Below are 15,945 nucleotides of genomic sequence, written 5' to 3'. Positions count from 1 at the left end.
ATCAATCTCCTACGGTGGTACGCAAGCACTCTTCTAGTGTTAAAACACCTTCTTTTACTTTGTTCAATGCTGCCATGCGCAGTGTTTTTACACCTTCACTAATGGCAATTTCATTAATCTCATCTGAGTTTCTGCCAGCATACACAGCATCACGAATATTGTCTGAGACGGGCATCACTTGATAAATACCCACGCGGCCTTTGTAACCCGTACCATTGCAAATAGTGCAACCTTTACCTTGCATGGGTGTGAATGTATCCAAGTCTTCTTTTTTTAGCCCTGCATTGAGCAAGGCATGCGGGTCGAGCTTGATAGGCTCAGCGCATTCACTACAAATACGTCGACCCAAACGTTGTGCTGTAACCATATTCACAGCAGAACCAACGAGGAAGGATTCAATGCCCATATTCACCATTCGTGTCATGGTGGATGGCGCATCATTGGTATGCAAGGTTGCCAATACCAAGTGCCCTGTCAGTGCGGCTTTAATACCAATAGCTGCGGTATCATAATCACGAATCTCACCAATCAAAATCACATCAGGATCTTGGCGTAAGAATGATTTGAGTGCAGCAGGGAAGTCCATGCCAATAGCAGGGTTAACATTCACTTGATTAATACCCATAAAGTTAAACTCTACAGGGTCTTCTGCCGTACAAATATTGATGCCAGGTTTGTTTACTTCAGCCACAGCTGAATACAAACTTACCGTTTTACCCGAACCTGTGGGGCCTGTAACCAATACCATGCCATAAGGAAGCTGTACGGTTTCTTGGAATATTTTTAAATCATCAGGTTCGTAACCCAATTTGGTTAAATCAGTTTGTAGGTTGGATTGATCCAATAACCGCATCACAACTTTTTCACCAAAAAGGGTAGGTAATACAGAGACACGGAAATCGACTGTTTTCGCTTTGGATAAACGGAGTTTCATCCTGCCATCTTGGGGAACTCTACGCTCAGTAATATCAAGTTTAGCTTGGATTTTTAGTCGAGATACCAAAGCATCACGCATATTCATGGGGGGGCGCATGATTTCCTGCAATACACCATCCACACGGTAACGTACGCGCAGAACTTTTTCATAAGGTTCGATATGAATATCCGATGCGCCACGTTTGATAGCATCAAGCAGAATAAGGTTAACCAATTTGACTACGGGTGCTTCTTCACTGGCTGAGGCGAGAGTGTTTTCATCGGCTTGAAACTCTTCAGCTTCAACAACAGACATGTCATCGGCACCCATTTCTGCCATCACATCTTCTAAGTCGTGCCCTGTTTGACTAATTTCTTCGAGTTTGGAAATCAGTTCGCTTTCACGGACAATAACCACGTCAATTTGACTACCCGCAATGAATGCCATTTCATCCATACTGTTAATGTCATAGGGGTCAGCGACAGCAAGGGTGATGACATTTCCTTTACGTTTGACAGGAATAGCATGGTTTTTGAGCATCATATCAACTGGAATTTTGGTCAGTTCAGTGTCAATATCTAAACTTTTAAGATCAATAGCTGGGCGACCAAAGGTTTGACTGATAAATTTGACAAGTTCATCTTCAGTGAAAACACCCGCTTTGACCAATGATGCCGTTAATGTTTCACCATTTAACTTCATATTTTTCATAGCTTCTTCAAGCTGTTCTTGGGTGATAGCATTTTTACGTAATAAAATATCACCTAATCGCGTTTTCATCATATCATGTCCCCCAGCCGGGCAGGTTTAAAGGCTGTCTTGCTAATTGACGCTCTACCCAGTGTAGTGACTCTAACTTATCTGGCAAGCTGAGATGTCCAGATTGTATAGCTTCGTGATGCCAAAAAGCGAAAGAAGCAATACCTTGTGCAATCAACATAGGTAGTCCATCTGTTGTGTGATAATCGCCTGCAGTTGCTGCCACAGTAAAAGCTGTTTTTCCTTGTGGTTTGTAAACAGCATCAATGGCCACGCCTACGCCTGTAATGCTGAAGGGAAAAGTATCATTTTGTTTTAAACCAATACTGGTTGTGTTGATGATTGTTTTACATTCTGTGTATACTCGATTTATATCTTCTTGTTGCCAAGCAAGGTGTATGATTTCAACAGCATAGTTTCGTTTTGTTTGATGAATAAGTTGTTCAGCACGTTGTATGCTGCGGTTGCATATATAAATTTTCTTAGCACCTTGTTGTACTAGGGCATGAATCACTGCTTTTGCTGTGCCTCCTGCACCAAACAATAACACAGGCGCATTGCCCATATCAGCTTGAATTCCTTGTAATACGGCTGCAAAACCTTGCCAGTCAGTATTGGTGGCCAGCCATCCATTTACTGTACGTTTGATGGTGTTGACTGCACCAATCATGCGTGCATCGTCATCGGCATCCACCAAAGCGAGTGCTGTTTCCTTATGCGGAACCGTAATATTCAGCCCTTGAATATGTGATGCATGCAAACCCAATAGAGCGAGATTAAGGGTATCAGGAAGCACATGGAATGGAGCATAGATAGCATCTTGTTTGGCCTGTTCTAGGAAATAATTTTGAAAAAGTGGTGAGAGTGAATGGCTAATGGGGTCACCAATGATGCCATATAAGGATGTTTTACCATGGATTACTGTCATGTTCTAAACGTAGATTAATCCAAGGCGATTGTCAAAAAGTGTAATTAAATAGGGTCTTTATCACTCACGTTGGCACTTTCAAAAGTTGCCATTTCGCGGTGTAAAGCGATGGCAGATTGTAATAAGGGTAAGGCAAGTGCTGCCCCCGAGCCTTCGCCTAGGCGTAACTGTAGGTTAAGCAATGGTGAGAGCTGTAGTTTTTTGAGCGCAAGTGTATGCCCTTGTTCTTGTGACTGGTGGCTAGCCAGCATCCATTGTTGAATATTCACTTCGTATTGCTGGGCAGCAAGTGCTGCTGCTGTTGTAATGAAACCATCAAGCAGAATAGGGATACCTTGCTCAGCGGCTTCAAGATAAAAACCTGTAATCGCTGCAATTTCCAAACCACCAACTTGTGCCAAGTAAGCTTCTGCTTGTATGCCTTGGTTTTGAATACGTCTTAAAGTCTGTTGTACGACGTCTACTTTATGTGCTTGGGTTTTAGCATCAATGCCTGTACCACTGCCGACAATATCTTGAGGTTTATGTTGGGTGAACAAACAAATCAGACAGGCACTCGCAGTGGTGTTGCCAATACCCATATCACCAGCAATTAAGATGTTTGCCCCATTGGCAATCGCTTTTTTTGCTTCTTGCCTACCCACCTGAATGGCTTGGGCACATTCATCCGTTGTCATTGCAGGCTCAATTTTAAGATTGGCAGTGCCTGCACGCACTTTGGCATGTGTGATGCCTTGGATATTTTGGGTATCTAGTAACACGCCTACATCAACAATAGCGAGTGTTGCATCAGCTTGTTTTGCCAAAACATTAATGGCTGCGCCACCATGACTAAAGTTTTTGAGCATTTCCGTGGTGACTACAGAAGGGAATGCAGAAATACCCTCATCTGTTACCCCATGATCGGCTGCAAAAATTGTAATATGGGGTACGAGTTTGTCAGGTATATACTTACCTTGACGAGCAGCAAACCAACAGGCGATATCTTCTAATAGACCGAGCGAACCTTGCGGTTTTGTCAGTGTATTCTGGTAGTTGCGAGCTTCTTGCTCAATGTCAGCGTTCCATGCTTGTATAGTCATGCGGTGCGAGTTTAGTTATTATTTCCCTGCAGACAACCAAGTATTAATTTCTTCATACATAGGGTGTTTTGGGTATTGAGTTGTAAAGGTTTGCAAATACTCGCGACCTTTAGCCTCATTACCATTTTGAGCATAACACGATGCTAAGGCAAGCAATGTATTGGCTTTAAGCATATCGTTACCTGTGGATTTAAGTAAACCTTCAAAAACCGCTTCACCTTGCTGCGGTGTGTCTGACTCGCATAATTTGGTTCCATCTTCAAATTGTTTTACATCATTGCGAAATGCAGTATCTGATGAGAGGTCACCTTCCCAGTGTGGTTTAAGCGCACTTTCCGTGGTTTCGGCACCTCGAACACCAATCACCGCAGTTGCAGTGGTATTGGCTGCATGTTTTCTAGGAATAATACGTTTGATTTTACTCCACAAAGAACTGAAAAACGAACGTTCAGATTTAACAACCTGATAGGTATTGCTTTTATCAATATTCTCCGTTGCTATTGCTTGGCTTGAAATAAGCCCGAATGATAAGCAAATGATAATAAGGTGTTTCATGATTATTTCTCCTTTGATTGTAGAATCATAGTTACTTCTATATATAAATCTGTGATTTGTGTCATGCTTACTGGTGTAAGAGGAATGCTAACTGTTCATAACGCTTAGGTATTTGGTCATCAAGCGCTGTTGCTTCATCAAATACAAGTTTAGCTTTCAAAGCATCACCCATTTTATAATAGAGCATTGCAATATTTACTCTGATATCTGCATTGTTAGGTGCTGCCGCTGCGGCTTGCTCATACATTGGCAATGCTTTTTGATAGTTTTGTTGCATATAATAAATATTGCCTAAGTTGTTGAGTGCGGCAACGTTATTGGGGTCTTTCTGGCGTATATTTTCCAATTCTTGCACGGCTTGTTCATACAAACCATTTCGTGCATAAACTACGGCGATTTGCATCTGTGCTTGGGTATTGCTGGCATCGAGAGCCAACATAATACGATACGGCCTCACCTGACGTTCCAATGCTTTGACGGCTAGAATTGCCCATTCTTTTTGGATTTTACTGCCAACAATGTTTTGGTCTGGAATGGTTAAAGCAAAGTTTGCAGGTGGCAGGGTTACAGGAGGGTAACTCTCCCAAGCTTTTGCCAATGGCATAATCTTCATTTTACCCTGTTTACCATACAAGTGATATTTTCTGGCACCTTCTGCCCATGCTTCATTAAAACTTGAGGCAATAAGCGTGGCTTCCAATGGAATCCAGACTTGATCATTGATAATCGCTAAGGCGTTATCATTGAGGCTAATTGAACCGCTGCGAGAGGCTGGTACACCAGTGTTAAACATCATTAAAAGATGTTGTGGTACATCTAAGATAGCGGTTTCCATACCTAGGTTTGATAAAGCTGCGACCAAAAGGATAGATAAGTCATCACAATCACCACTGCGTTGTCTTAAGGTCTCCCTTGGAAATTGTACGGTGTCGAGTTGGGTTGCACCTAGTTTTCCGTATGGTGTATTGGGGTCAACAAGGTATTTGATACCATATGCTGATAAACCGTTGTATACAGTCATGGCTTTGGCAACGCGTGGGTTTACAGCACCACCTTTGGGTGTATAAGTATTGACCAGCTGACGAACAAAGACGGCTAAGGCATCATCTTTTGGTGTTGCAAAAGAACCAACCATTTCCAATTTATTCCATGTGATGGCATTTTTACCATAAATCGTCATGATTTCATGACGCGTATCCACATGTGGTTTACCTGATAAATAATACTCAGCACGCACTTCACTTTGTACACCCGTATCTTCATCAATATCTAAAATGCGGTTGTTAAAGGCAGCCAATAAAGGCACTTCAACTTCGCCACCTGCAGGTACGCGCTCCACAACTGTGGTTGTAGGAAAGTCCATATATTCTTTCACGAAAAAGGAAATTTTAACATTGGTGTAATCAACACCAGCAGCATTATTGATTTTTAAAGTGGCTACAGGAACATCAGTGTATTGTTTGTAGGCTGCGGAAAATACGCGGGAGAATTGTGGTGTGTTCAGTGTTAAACCCACCACATTACCACCAGCATCGGCCGAGCGTTTTTTCTGTAAATATGCAGTGTTAAGTTGTAGGCGGTATTTAGCATTGTCTGGGGCAAGGTTTACAGCTTTTTCAAAAGCAGAAATAGCCAAATCAAAGGATTGACGTGCGAGATATATATTACCACTTAAAATCAGCGGTGCAGGGTTGCGTACATCCAATAACATAGCTTTGTCTGTAATCGCAATCGCTTCATCATACATATGGTTATCAATATAAGCTTTACTTAAAGCAAGGTAAACGTCCATATTGGCTTCTTCAATACTCATAGCTTTTTTCAGCGTGGCAATACTGGCTGGAATCATACCACGTGCACTTTGCACTTCTGCCAACACTAGGTGTGCATCAATTGATGTAGGGTTAATTTTGAGGGCTTCTAGAGCATGGTGATTGGCTTCAATCATTTTACCCATAGCAATGGCAGTACGTGCTAACCCCAGTTGGGCTGTGATATTGGATTTATCAATGGTAATGGCACGTTTATAATGGTTACGCGTACAAGGTAAATCTTTTTTGGCTTCACAGGCCGTGGCTAACCGCATATGCACATCAAAGTTGTTGTCATCTACAGCATTGGCTTTGACGAGAAACTCCGTTTCACGTGCAGGTTGGTTGAGCTTGGCATAAGCATTTGCCATGGATAACCAAATATTGGCATTGTTTGGGTCGCTTTGCCCAGCTTTTGCCAACATGGCTAAAGCCAATGGGGCTTTGCCTTCGGCCAGTGCGACTTGTCCTAGAATATAATAAGAGGTGCTTTTAAGCTTAGGAATACCCGACATCCGTGTTGCCAATGAACGTGCATCTGCAAGGTTGCCTTTTATCAAATGTAGCTTGGCAAGTTCTGGTAGTGCTTGTGGGTGTTTTGCATCCAGGCGTAATGCGCGTTCATAAGCCACAATAGCATCATCATACATATGATATTTGGTATATGTTCTAGCAATTTCAAGCCAAGAATTGATGTTGTTTCCTGCAAGTTGCGTGGCTAAAAGTAATTCAGCTGCTGCGTCTTTCTCAGCACCCAGTTTAAAGTTGGCATCGGCGAGCGCTAAATGCCAAGTGGGTGATGTTGGTTCAAGGTTCACAGCTTGGCTCAGATAATAAATAGCACTGGGCACATCATCCAACTGCATTAATGCGTATGCTGATAAACTGTATAAGTAGGCATCAATATTTCCATTGGCTTCAGCATGGTCAACCAAAGATTTTACATCCAGCCATGCTTCTTTTTGCATCAAAGCTTCAGCTTGAAGGTAAATCGACTGTTGTTGCCAATCTGTAAATTGACCAAGTTTTTTAAAGGTTAAACTAGCCTCATCAAAGTTGTGCAGAGCCATTTGGGTTTTGCCAAGATATAACCAAGCTTGTGCATGTTTAGGGTTAGCTAATGTTGCTTCACTTAATAAATCTAAGGCATGCTCATAATCATGAGCCATAAAAGCACGGTAACCCAGCCAGAAACCATCTTGATAAATTGTAGATAGTGCACTGTTTTTACCAAGTGGTGTAGATGCTGACACTCTATATTCTGTAAAGGCAAACTTTTCACGGTCAAGTGTGATTTCTGGTTGTATGCTCTGTTGTACCATTTGGAATGGTGAGGATATATCTTTGCGGCCGTAAATATTATAATAACCAGTGAAATGATTGCTTGCTGCAAGCCATTGTAGGTGTGCCTGTTTTTCATCACCCGTGATGCTAATATTTCTCACCTTTTTAGGTGGGAAAAGGGCAATAAATGTATGACGAGTATGGTTTGCAGTATCAAGTATGGTAATCACATTGGGCTTGGAAGGGATAGGGTTAAATATCCAGTTGTTATCATTACCAAATAGGCTACTGGATGCTTTAAATAAACTTAAAGTTGGTTCTACACTAAGGTCTAAGTTGATACTAACAGTGCTTTGTAATGCTTGTTTTGCCAAGCTTTTTAATTGGGTGACAGAATTGGCTTGTAGTTTTGTGTTTGCCATTGCCCATTGTTTGTCATAACCAGCTTGTGCCTGTTGGGAACTTGGTGAAAAACGATAAACATATTGATTATTATGGTACACCCAAACGCTAAGTGGGTTGTTGGCTGTAGAAACCATGGCATACAACATATTACCTTGGGTTGTCATAATGTCATGGATGGTTAAAAATTCATGGCGATGCTCAGCGGGATAACCCAATTGTTTAAGCAGCTTGCCTTTGTTGGAATATACAAGAATTTGTCGCAGCTCGGCATCGGCAACATAGATTTGACCATTGCTGCCAATGGCAACAGCAGTGGGTTCTTTTAATGTGGTCGTATCACCTTTGGTATTGCCTATGGACTGTTTAAACAAACCATTGCGACTAAATACTTGGATACGTTTGTTGCCTGTGTCTGCAATAAAAACAGCATCTGGGGTTACTGTTAAGGATGAGGCATCGGACAAATCACCATCACGCCGACCTTTGCTGCCAAAGGCAAACTTGAATTTTCCTGATTTATCAAAAACTTTAACCCCTTTATCATCTAAAATGAGTAGTTCATTTTGGTCAAAAGTAGCCTGAATAGGGTCGTTAAACTTGCTATTTAACTGTTGTAACACAACACCATCGTGCGAACGGATAGAAACACTGTCTTTTTTGCTGTTTAGGCACAAAATTTGTTCTGCACTATAAATGTAAGATTTTTCACAAGCTGATAACAATACGGAAGAAGGCAGTATGCTCATATGGTCTTGTTTGAGGTTTAGGTGCCCCGTGTCTTGCCAATCCAGTTGGAAAATTTCAATTTTTTTATTGCCTTGATCAGCAACATACAGCTTACCGTCCACATCCAGTGCTAGGCTACCTATACGTTGAAACTGTCCCCTTCCTTTGCCATTGGTGCCAAAAGAAGACAAAACTTTCATGTTTTCCCAATCAATTTCTAAAATGTGCCCGCTTTTCTTTTCGGCAATAATCAATACACCATCTGGGCGCACAGTCATGGCCGTGAGTTTAGGATTGTTATGCTCAAAGAGTTTAAACTCGTCTTTGCCTAAGATAGTATCCAATTCGCCTTGGGCCGAATAAATGGATATTCTGCCACCACCCGTTTCATCCAATACATAGACTCTGCCTTGACGGTCAACCGCAATATGCGTGATATGTTTTAAGTTTAGGTCTTCTGAATTTTTGTCTGCATCATCACCAAAAGTGAATAAAAACAAGCCTTCGGGGGTAAAAGCTGAGATGCGGTCATTGCCAGCGTCGGCAATATATATAATGCCATGTTTTGACCAAGCTGCGGCAATGGGGTTGTCAATTTGACCCTCTTGGTCCCCTTCTTCCGCAAAACTATTCCAACTATCTTTGGTGCTTACCAAAAAATGTGCATTGCGTGTGTCTGTAAGTACAAAACGTTGATCTGAGATAGGTATTAAACTGTTAAACTTTTGCTTTTCATTGCCCTTCTGGAATACGCTAGGTGCTTCGCCAACACGCCATTGGTAGGCAATATTACGTTTGTCTGTGATCCATAAAACACCATGGTCTGCATAGAGGGATGAAATATTGTTGCTTGCAATGCCAGTCAGTTGGTCGGCTGAAATACTGTCAACAATTGTGGGCGCTGCTTGTATGGGGGTAGTGACGAGCAAGGATAAACCAACGGCAAAACCTAAACTTAGTTGTTGGGTTAAATGTTTAAACATGTTGCTCATTCAATCTTACTCCTTGGCACTACATGGTATCATGTAAGTGCTGCGATGAAACGTTGCCAATCTTTTTCTGATGCAGGATAGCCGAACCTTAACCAACCTGCCAAACTATCCCATTCAGGAAAGCGGCGGACAAGTATGCGTGATGATGCAAAGTCGGGCAACTTGTCTTTGGGTCTGGCAAGCACAAAACTGGTAAAACCTTGTTGAACTTCCCAATTATGCTGTGCTAATGTATCAAGCATTTGTTGTCTTAATGTGACAATGTGTGCATCACGTTGCGCAGCTTGGGGAAGCAGCTTGGGTAAAAGGTGTGCTGCAAGTGTGGATGTTGGCCATGGTGGAAGCCATGATTGTAAGCTTTGGATGTGGGTTTGTTCGGCAATGATATACCCCAAACGCAACCCTGGAATGCAGAAGGTTTTGGTTAATGAACCAAGGCGAATTACATCAGACAATATGCCCAAAGCTTGGCGTTCATTAAAAGGCATATAAGACTCATCCAAGACACCATGGCGATGTTGAGGGAATGTTTCTTTGTGTCCAAAAGGGTTGTGCGGACAGGTAATCCACACACAATCCGCATCAGGATATGTTGTAGCCTGCATGTCCACAGCAATCACCTGACAACCCGCACGTGTTGCTGCTCGAATTGGTTCAGCATAACAGGGTTGTTTGATGGCCATGTGTTGCCATTGCAATGCTTGGGGTAAAACTTCGATGGCAGCTTGTGCGCCTGCAATGATTAAGATGTTTTCGGGGGCAATGCCCATGAATGTTGCCAAGGCAGAACGTGCAGGTTCCCCGAATCTGTCGGGGTAATGACCAACCAGATGACTGTTTTCCTTGAGCCAATTTCCTAACCATGTTGGAGGGCCTGCGGGGTGCAAACCCGTGGATAAATCAAGAATATCAGCGGGTGCACATTCCCACTGTTTGGCAATTTCTTCAATATTACCGCCGTGAGGAAGGTTTGTCATAACATATGCATGAAACTTGTATAGAGAATACCGGTATATGTTAAGCCTAACATGGTATAAACACAGCGGTTGCTGATATGGATAGCTTGTTGGATATGTGTGGTGGTGATGCTTTGTGGGTTATCACCCATGTATGCGCGATGTTCTATGCCTGTATCGCGGACAACATCACCACCCAAACGAATACCTAAAAGAAATGCCATGGCAGTTTCTGGGAACCCAGCATTGGGTGATAAATGTTGTTTGGCTTGATGGTAAATGCTTGGAATTTTATTCAAAAGACGTGGTTGTTGGAGTAACATCAACAGCGCCGTGATACGGGCAGGAAAAAAGTTAGCAATATCATCTATTTTTGCCGCAAACCAACCAAAATAAGTGTATTTTTCATTTTTATAGCCCCACATGGCATCCAAAGTGTTGATAATGCGGTAAGCCCAAGCTCCCCAAGCCCCCAACAATATAAACCAAAATAATGGGGCAATGATGGCATCAGAAGTGTTTTCGGCTAAGGATTCAATGCTGGCTTTGTGAATGTCTTGCTGGTTCATTTGGTCTGTGTTGCGTCCAACCACCATACTGACTTTGGCTTTTGCCTCTTCAATATTGTTTGCTGAGGTAATGCTTTGGGTATGTTCAATCAGCGATTTCCAGCCCAAAGAGAACCAGAATAATAAAGCTTCAAAAATGACGGATAACCACGCATGGTCGTAAGCAAGATGATACCAAAGCGTAATAAAGATGCTTAAAGAGCCGAAAAATACCAAAAACCAAGCAAGGAAACCTGAAAATCTGCTATTTTTCCATAAAAGCTTCTCAATTTGTTCGGCAAAATTACCTAAAGTGGCAACTGGGTGCCAATTCGATTTTGGGTCGCCCCATATGTATTCAAAAGCCAGGGCAAGACTTAATGTCCAAAAAACATGGTCAAAAAACAAGGCGCTTAAGCAACCTGAATGGGGATAATATTGTCACGGTCAGCATATCCCACATCTTTGTACCAAGCTTGGGCATACAAAGCTTCAAATGTAGCATGAATACGCCCATCTTCATGTTGAAAATGCTCACTATAATAAGCCTCAATATCACGCAATAAGGCTCTGCCATACAAACCACCGCTGCGCCCTTGGATGGCAGATGCGGATGCACCAATGCCTTTAAGTTCACGCACCAAACCCATGGTGTTGGGGTAGGTGAGAGTGAATAAATCAGAGTCGGTCACATGGTCTTCTACGGCGCATTCACCAAGGCTATTGCCCAAGCTCATCACATCAGCAAAAGGCAATACAGAGCTGGTATGTTCAGGGTTGATATGGGCAAGGGTTTGTTTGAGTTCGCTTAATGTTCTGCGCCCAAAGGTGGAGAATAAAATCAACCCACCTGGTTTGAGCACACGGCGCATTTCTTGCATCATGGCTTGGGCTTCAGGCACCCATTGCATAGCAAGGTTGGATGTGACCAAATCAAAGGATGCCTTTTTAAAAGGTAGAGCGACGGCATCACTAACTGCATGGTGGTATTTACGTTGCCAAGGCATACGTCTGGGGAATTGTTGTTTGGTATGGCAAACCATGGTTTCTGAAATATCGGAAGCATAAATATGTGCTTTTTTGTATTTTTCAGCCAATAAACGGGTGAAAAAACCTGTGCCACAGCCAATGTCCAAAATGGATTGGGGTTGAAGTTTGGTGAAGTCGAGATGTGCCAATAAACGCCGCCCGATTTCACGTTGCAATTCGGCGTGGTCATCATAACTGCTTGTTGCGCCAGAAAACGCGCGGCGCACATTATTTACATTGATAAATTCTTCCACCATGACTCCAATAATTGATTGAAGGCGACATGATGGGTGAGAAATGGCGCATGTCCACAGTCTTCAAATATTTGTAGCTGGGTATTGGGGATATGCGCTGCCAAATATTGCCCTGCTTTTGTTGGCACAATGACATCTTGTGCACCGTGGATAACCAATGTGGGCAGTTGTATATCGCCCAAAAATGCGCGATTATCCAAGTCAGACAACAGGTTTAAACCTGTTGTTAAACCTTGCTTTGTGGGTGGATACTCTTTGTGGACGGCTGTTTTGGCGATATTCTGCATATCTTTTCGACTAAGTTTGTCGCCATACAGCATCATTTGAAAAAAACGTTGCATGAGTTTGGGTGTTTGTTGTTGGCTTGCTTGCTCAAATTCTTGCCAGACTTCATCGCTGCAACCGTGTAACCAATCGCGTTGTTGCCTAAATGTTGGCGTGGTCGAAACCAATGCCAGCCCTGCAAGTTTATCCTGCAATGCAGCTTGCAAAGTCAAAGCGAGTTGCCCGCCAAGCGACCAGCCCACAAGAATCGTGGGTTGTTGGTGTGTGTTGATATGGTGCTCAACTTCACGGGTTAAATGCGAAATCCATTGTTCTTGTGTTATATCACAAGCGCCACCATGCCCAGGTAGGTTGATGGCATAAGTTCGAGTTAAAGGTGAGAAATGTTTCACCTGCTGATGCCAAATTTGTGCAGACTGCCCCCAGCCGTGAAGAAAGATGATATTGGGTAGTAAAGACATAAGCGAATATTAGCGGTGAGAAGGATTAATTGTAAGTTAGGGTTTTGAGGTTAGGTCTTGCAACCATGTATTTCTACCCTCAAGCTGATTGTTCCGCTTATGTATGGCGTAGTGAATCTGTTGAGAATTGGTATTGTGTATTCATTTTATAGCCTAGTATGGATAAATGTAGGAAAAGGATGCACAATCCTCGGTATGCGGGCAACTTCAATAAGTTGTGTTTTGGTAAAAGGAGAAAATGATGGTTTCTACGAGTGCAGGGCAAAACTATCGGGAACGCGCACTAAAGATTTATCCATGGGTCTGTGGGCGGTGCGCAAGAGATTTTACTGGGAAAAATCTAAGAGAGCTTACTGTTCATCATAAAGACCATAACCACAATAATAATCCTGCGGATGGTAGCAACTGGGAGTTGCTATGTATTTATTGTCATGACAATGAGCATCAGCGCTTTAGTGAAATGCGGGAGATTACCACGCCAGATGAACAGCAGGCAGCAACTTCTAACCCTTTTGCAAATTTAAAAAAAATGATGGACGATAAATAAGTTTCCTAGTTTGAAATAAATTGATAGTTATGCTGTGTCTTCTATTTTGGTTATGATTTTTAATTGTTAGAGGTGAGGAAAGAAATATGACAATAACGTTGCTGTATACACATATGGGCTGTGCATTGGTTTCTATTTTGTTGTTTGTCTGGCGTGGTATTGCCATGTGGGTTGAGCGTCCTGTTACAAATGTTTTGTACCGTCGTGTTTTACCAGATAGTGTGGATACGGTGCTGCTTTTCAGTGGTTTATACATGGCATTTGTTTTGGAATATTCCTTGCTTGAATCAGGTTGGCTGGCTGCAAAAATTGTTGGTTTGCTAGTTTATATTATTCTGGGAGCAGAGGCGCTTAAATATGGACGAAGTAAACTTGTGAAACGAAGTTGCTTTATTGCGGCGATTGCTGTTTTTGTCTTTATTGTCATTGCAGCAGGAAACTTATAGTAGGGAAAGCTTATGTATTGTTGACATAGTGCTGTTTTTGCGTAGAAAGCGCAACCAATTCGCACACGTTTCTTCCGTTGTGCCCTAGAGAAATGGGGATTGGAAGCGTGGAGGAAATAATAACAATCGGAGCACATTAAAATGTCTCAATTTACTATGAAAGCACTGCTAGAAGCAGGCGTACACTTTGGTCACCAAACCCGTCGTTGGAACCCTAAAATGGCACCATACATTTTCGGTTCACGTAACGGTATTCATATCATCGACCTTCAAAAAACACTACGTATGGCAAATGAATCTTACGATTTCATGCGCGAACTAGCTGCTGCTGGCGGACGTGTATTGTTCGTGGGTACGAAACGTCAAGCGCGTGATGCTGTGAAAGAAGAAGCAAGCCGTGCAGGTCAATACTATGTAAATCACCGTTGGTTGGGTGGCATGTTGACCAACTTCCAAACAGTGCAGCAATCTGTGCGTAAAATGAAAGAGTTGAAGCGCAAAAAAGAAGAAGGCATTTTTGACCTAATCACCAAAAAAGAAGCATTAAAATTGCAAAACGACCTTGATAAACTTGAACGCACATTGGGTGGTGTTGAAGAAATGACTCACTTGCCAGATTGCTTGTTTGTGATTGATGTACAAAAAGAAGAGTTGGCAGTGAAAGAAGCGCAAAAATTGGGTATTCCAGTGGTTGCGGTTGTGGATTCAAACTGTAATCCAACAGGTATTGATTACGTGGTTCCTGGTAATGATGATGCGATTCGTGCTGTGCGTTTGTTCTGCAGCAAAATTGCAGATGCAATCATTGAAGGTACGGAGACTTTCCACTTGGAAAATGCTGAAGATGGTGCTGATATTATCGAGCAAATGGCAAACCAAGCTGAAGAAGCTGTAGAAGCACCAGCAGAAGAAGTTGTTGAAAAAGCGGCGGAAGAAGCTGCGCCAGCAACTGAAGAAAAAGCTTAATTCAAAGTAAACTTAATAAAATTATACATAGCTAAAACGCGCCGAAAGGCGCGTCAACTGGATGGAGATAGAAATGGCAATTACAGCTGCTGACGTAAAAAAACTGCGCGAAGCAACAGGCGCAGGCATGATGGATTGTAAAAAGGCACTCACTGAAGTGGGTGGTGATTTTGATGCTGGCGTAGACTACTTGCGTAAAAAAGGTCTGGGCGCTGCAGAGAAAAAAGCTGGACGTGTTGCAGCAGAAGGTATTGTAGCAACAAAAACCAACGGTAATGCTGCTGTTGTGTTGGAAGTGAACGCTGAAACTGATTTCGTAAGTAAAAATGATCAGTTTGTGGCATTTGTAGATAAATTGGCTGGTTTTATCCTTGAAAAACGCCCTGCAGATGTAGCTGCTTTGTTGGCAATGGATTTTGATGCGGGTTTAACCGTTGAACAAACATTGTCGCAATTGATTGCAACGATTGGTGAGAATATGAGCGTTCGCCGTTTCCAAATCTTGGAAACCAATGGTGTGGTTTCTGGTTATATCCATGGTGCAGGTAAAATTGGTGTATTGGTTGCAGTTGAAGGCGAAGCTGATGATGCGCTTGCAGCGATTGCACGCAATGTTGCTATGCATGTTGCAGCAGTAAACCCTGAATTTATTTCACGTGATTCTGTTACGGATGAAGCCATTGAGCGTGAACGTAAGGTATTAACTGAGCGTGCATTGGCAAGCGGTAAACCTGAAGCGATTGTTGAAAAGATTGTTGCTGGGCAAATGAATAAATTTTATTCAGAAAACTGTTTGTTGGATCAAGCTTTTGTGATGGATACGGATAAAACTGTAGCTAAAGCCGTATCTGATGTTCAATCGGGCGCGAAAGTCGTTGCTGTTGCTCGCTTTGCTTTGGGTGAAGGTATTGAGAAAAAAGAAGAAGATTTCGCTGCTGAAGTTGCAGCGCAAATCAAAGGTTAATAACAAGTTAAACAATTATGATTGCCTCAAG

General features: G+C 42.5%; 13 protein-coding genes. 4 read left to right on the top strand and 9 right to left on the bottom strand.

Annotated features, from left to right (window positions below; translation table 11 throughout):
* Window position 1: 1 nt before the first annotated feature.
* The 9 genes from pilB to DM09_RS02960 all read right to left on the bottom strand — a co-directional run bounded on the left by pilB (window position 2) and on the right by DM09_RS02960 (window position 12,991).
* Window positions 2-1,699, bottom strand: a complete 1,698-nt coding sequence (pilB, locus tag DM09_RS03000; RefSeq protein ID WP_038247603.1) for a type IV-A pilus assembly ATPase PilB — start codon at window positions 1,697-1,699, stop codon at window positions 2-4.
* Between the two features lies 1 nt (window position 1,700).
* Window positions 1,701-2,603: a shikimate dehydrogenase family protein gene (locus DM09_RS02995; RefSeq protein WP_038247602.1), complete on the bottom strand. Its 903-nt coding sequence runs from the start codon at window positions 2,601-2,603 to the stop codon at window positions 1,701-1,703.
* A 44-nt stretch (window positions 2,604-2,647) separates the two neighbouring features.
* Window positions 2,648-3,685 (bottom strand): nicotinate-nucleotide--dimethylbenzimidazole phosphoribosyltransferase, encoded by a 1,038-nt coding sequence (gene cobT, locus DM09_RS02990; protein WP_051938023.1) that lies wholly within the window; start codon window positions 3,683-3,685, stop codon window positions 2,648-2,650.
* A gap of 18 nt (window positions 3,686-3,703) precedes the next feature.
* Window positions 3,704-4,240 (bottom strand): tetratricopeptide repeat protein, encoded by a 537-nt coding sequence (locus DM09_RS02985; RefSeq protein WP_038247601.1) that lies wholly within the window; start codon window positions 4,238-4,240, stop codon window positions 3,704-3,706.
* Window positions 4,241-4,307: 67 nt separating this feature from the next.
* The gene (locus DM09_RS02980) at window positions 4,308-9,458 is read right to left on the bottom strand and encodes a tetratricopeptide repeat protein (protein WP_038247600.1); all 5,151 of its coding nucleotides are present in this window, start codon (window positions 9,456-9,458) and stop codon (window positions 4,308-4,310) included.
* A gap of 29 nt (window positions 9,459-9,487) precedes the next feature.
* A complete protein-coding gene (locus DM09_RS02975) occupies window positions 9,488-10,435 on the bottom strand; it encodes an aminotransferase class I/II-fold pyridoxal phosphate-dependent enzyme (protein WP_038247599.1) in 948 nt (315 codons plus the stop codon).
* A complete protein-coding gene (cbiB, locus tag DM09_RS02970; protein ID WP_051938020.1) occupies window positions 10,432-11,370 on the bottom strand; it encodes an adenosylcobinamide-phosphate synthase CbiB in 939 nt (312 codons plus the stop codon). The genes DM09_RS02975 and cbiB overlap by 4 nt, the downstream gene beginning before the upstream one ends.
* 5 nt (window positions 11,371-11,375) lie before the next feature.
* Window positions 11,376-12,248 (bottom strand): malonyl-ACP O-methyltransferase BioC, encoded by an 873-nt coding sequence (bioC, locus tag DM09_RS02965; protein WP_038247598.1) that lies wholly within the window; start codon window positions 12,246-12,248, stop codon window positions 11,376-11,378.
* A complete protein-coding gene (locus tag DM09_RS02960; protein ID WP_038247597.1) occupies window positions 12,224-12,991 on the bottom strand; it encodes an alpha/beta fold hydrolase in 768 nt (255 codons plus the stop codon). Before DM09_RS02960 ends, bioC begins: the two co-directional genes overlap by 25 nt.
* A gap of 241 nt (window positions 12,992-13,232) precedes the next feature.
* Between DM09_RS02960 and DM09_RS02955 the strand changes: the two genes are divergently transcribed.
* From DM09_RS02955 to tsf, 4 genes are all read left to right on the top strand, one after another.
* Window positions 13,233-13,538 carry a YajD family HNH nuclease gene (locus DM09_RS02955; protein ID WP_038247596.1) on the top strand — a complete coding sequence of 102 codons (306 nt, stop codon included), beginning with the start codon at window positions 13,233-13,235 and terminating at the stop codon, window positions 13,536-13,538.
* Window positions 13,539-13,624: 86 nt separating this feature from the next.
* The gene (locus DM09_RS02950; RefSeq protein ID WP_038247595.1) at window positions 13,625-13,984 is read left to right on the top strand and encodes a SirB2 family protein; all 360 of its coding nucleotides are present in this window, start codon (window positions 13,625-13,627) and stop codon (window positions 13,982-13,984) included.
* Between the two features lie 141 nt (window positions 13,985-14,125).
* Window positions 14,126-14,950, top strand: coding sequence for a 30S ribosomal protein S2 (rpsB, locus tag DM09_RS02945; RefSeq protein WP_038247594.1), 825 nt, complete (start codon window positions 14,126-14,128; stop codon window positions 14,948-14,950).
* Window positions 14,951-15,023: 73 nt separating this feature from the next.
* Window positions 15,024-15,914 (top strand): translation elongation factor Ts, encoded by an 891-nt coding sequence (gene tsf, locus DM09_RS02940; RefSeq protein ID WP_038247593.1) that lies wholly within the window; start codon window positions 15,024-15,026, stop codon window positions 15,912-15,914.
* Window positions 15,915-15,945 lie beyond the last annotated feature (31 nt).

The sequence above is a fragment of the Ghiorsea bivora genome (assembly GCF_000744415.1).
GTDB lineage: Bacteria > Pseudomonadota > Zetaproteobacteria > Mariprofundales > Mariprofundaceae > Ghiorsea > Ghiorsea bivora.
Note: the sequence above shows the minus strand (reverse complement) of the source record. Positions and strands in the feature narration are given on the sequence as shown.

Excerpts from the sequence above, each read along its gene's own strand:
- DM09_RS02975 (WP_038247599.1), bottom strand. The coding sequence starts at position 10,435 with ATGACAAACCTTCCTCACGGCGGTAATATTGAAGAAATTGCCAAACAG.
- DM09_RS02960 (WP_038247597.1), bottom strand. The coding sequence starts at position 12,991 with ATGTCTTTACTACCCAATATCATCTTTCTTCACGGCTGGGGGCAGTCT.
- DM09_RS02980 (WP_038247600.1), bottom strand. The coding sequence starts at position 9,458 with ATGAGCAACATGTTTAAACATTTAACCCAACAACTAAGTTTAGGTTTT.
- pilB (WP_038247603.1), bottom strand. The coding sequence starts at position 1,699 with ATGATGAAAACGCGATTAGGTGATATTTTATTACGTAAAAATGCTATC.
- cobT (WP_051938023.1), bottom strand. The coding sequence starts at position 3,685 with ATGACTATACAAGCATGGAACGCTGACATTGAGCAAGAAGCTCGCAAC.
- rpsB (WP_038247594.1), top strand. The coding sequence starts at position 14,126 with ATGTCTCAATTTACTATGAAAGCACTGCTAGAAGCAGGCGTACACTTT.
- DM09_RS02950 (WP_038247595.1), top strand. The coding sequence starts at position 13,625 with ATGACAATAACGTTGCTGTATACACATATGGGCTGTGCATTGGTTTCT.
- DM09_RS02985 (WP_038247601.1), bottom strand. The coding sequence starts at position 4,240 with ATGAAACACCTTATTATCATTTGCTTATCATTCGGGCTTATTTCAAGC.
- DM09_RS02955 (WP_038247596.1), top strand. The coding sequence starts at position 13,233 with ATGGTTTCTACGAGTGCAGGGCAAAACTATCGGGAACGCGCACTAAAG.
- bioC (WP_038247598.1), bottom strand. The coding sequence starts at position 12,248 with ATGGTGGAAGAATTTATCAATGTAAATAATGTGCGCCGCGCGTTTTCT.
- tsf (WP_038247593.1), top strand. The coding sequence starts at position 15,024 with ATGGCAATTACAGCTGCTGACGTAAAAAAACTGCGCGAAGCAACAGGC.
- DM09_RS02995 (WP_038247602.1), bottom strand. The coding sequence starts at position 2,603 with ATGACAGTAATCCATGGTAAAACATCCTTATATGGCATCATTGGTGAC.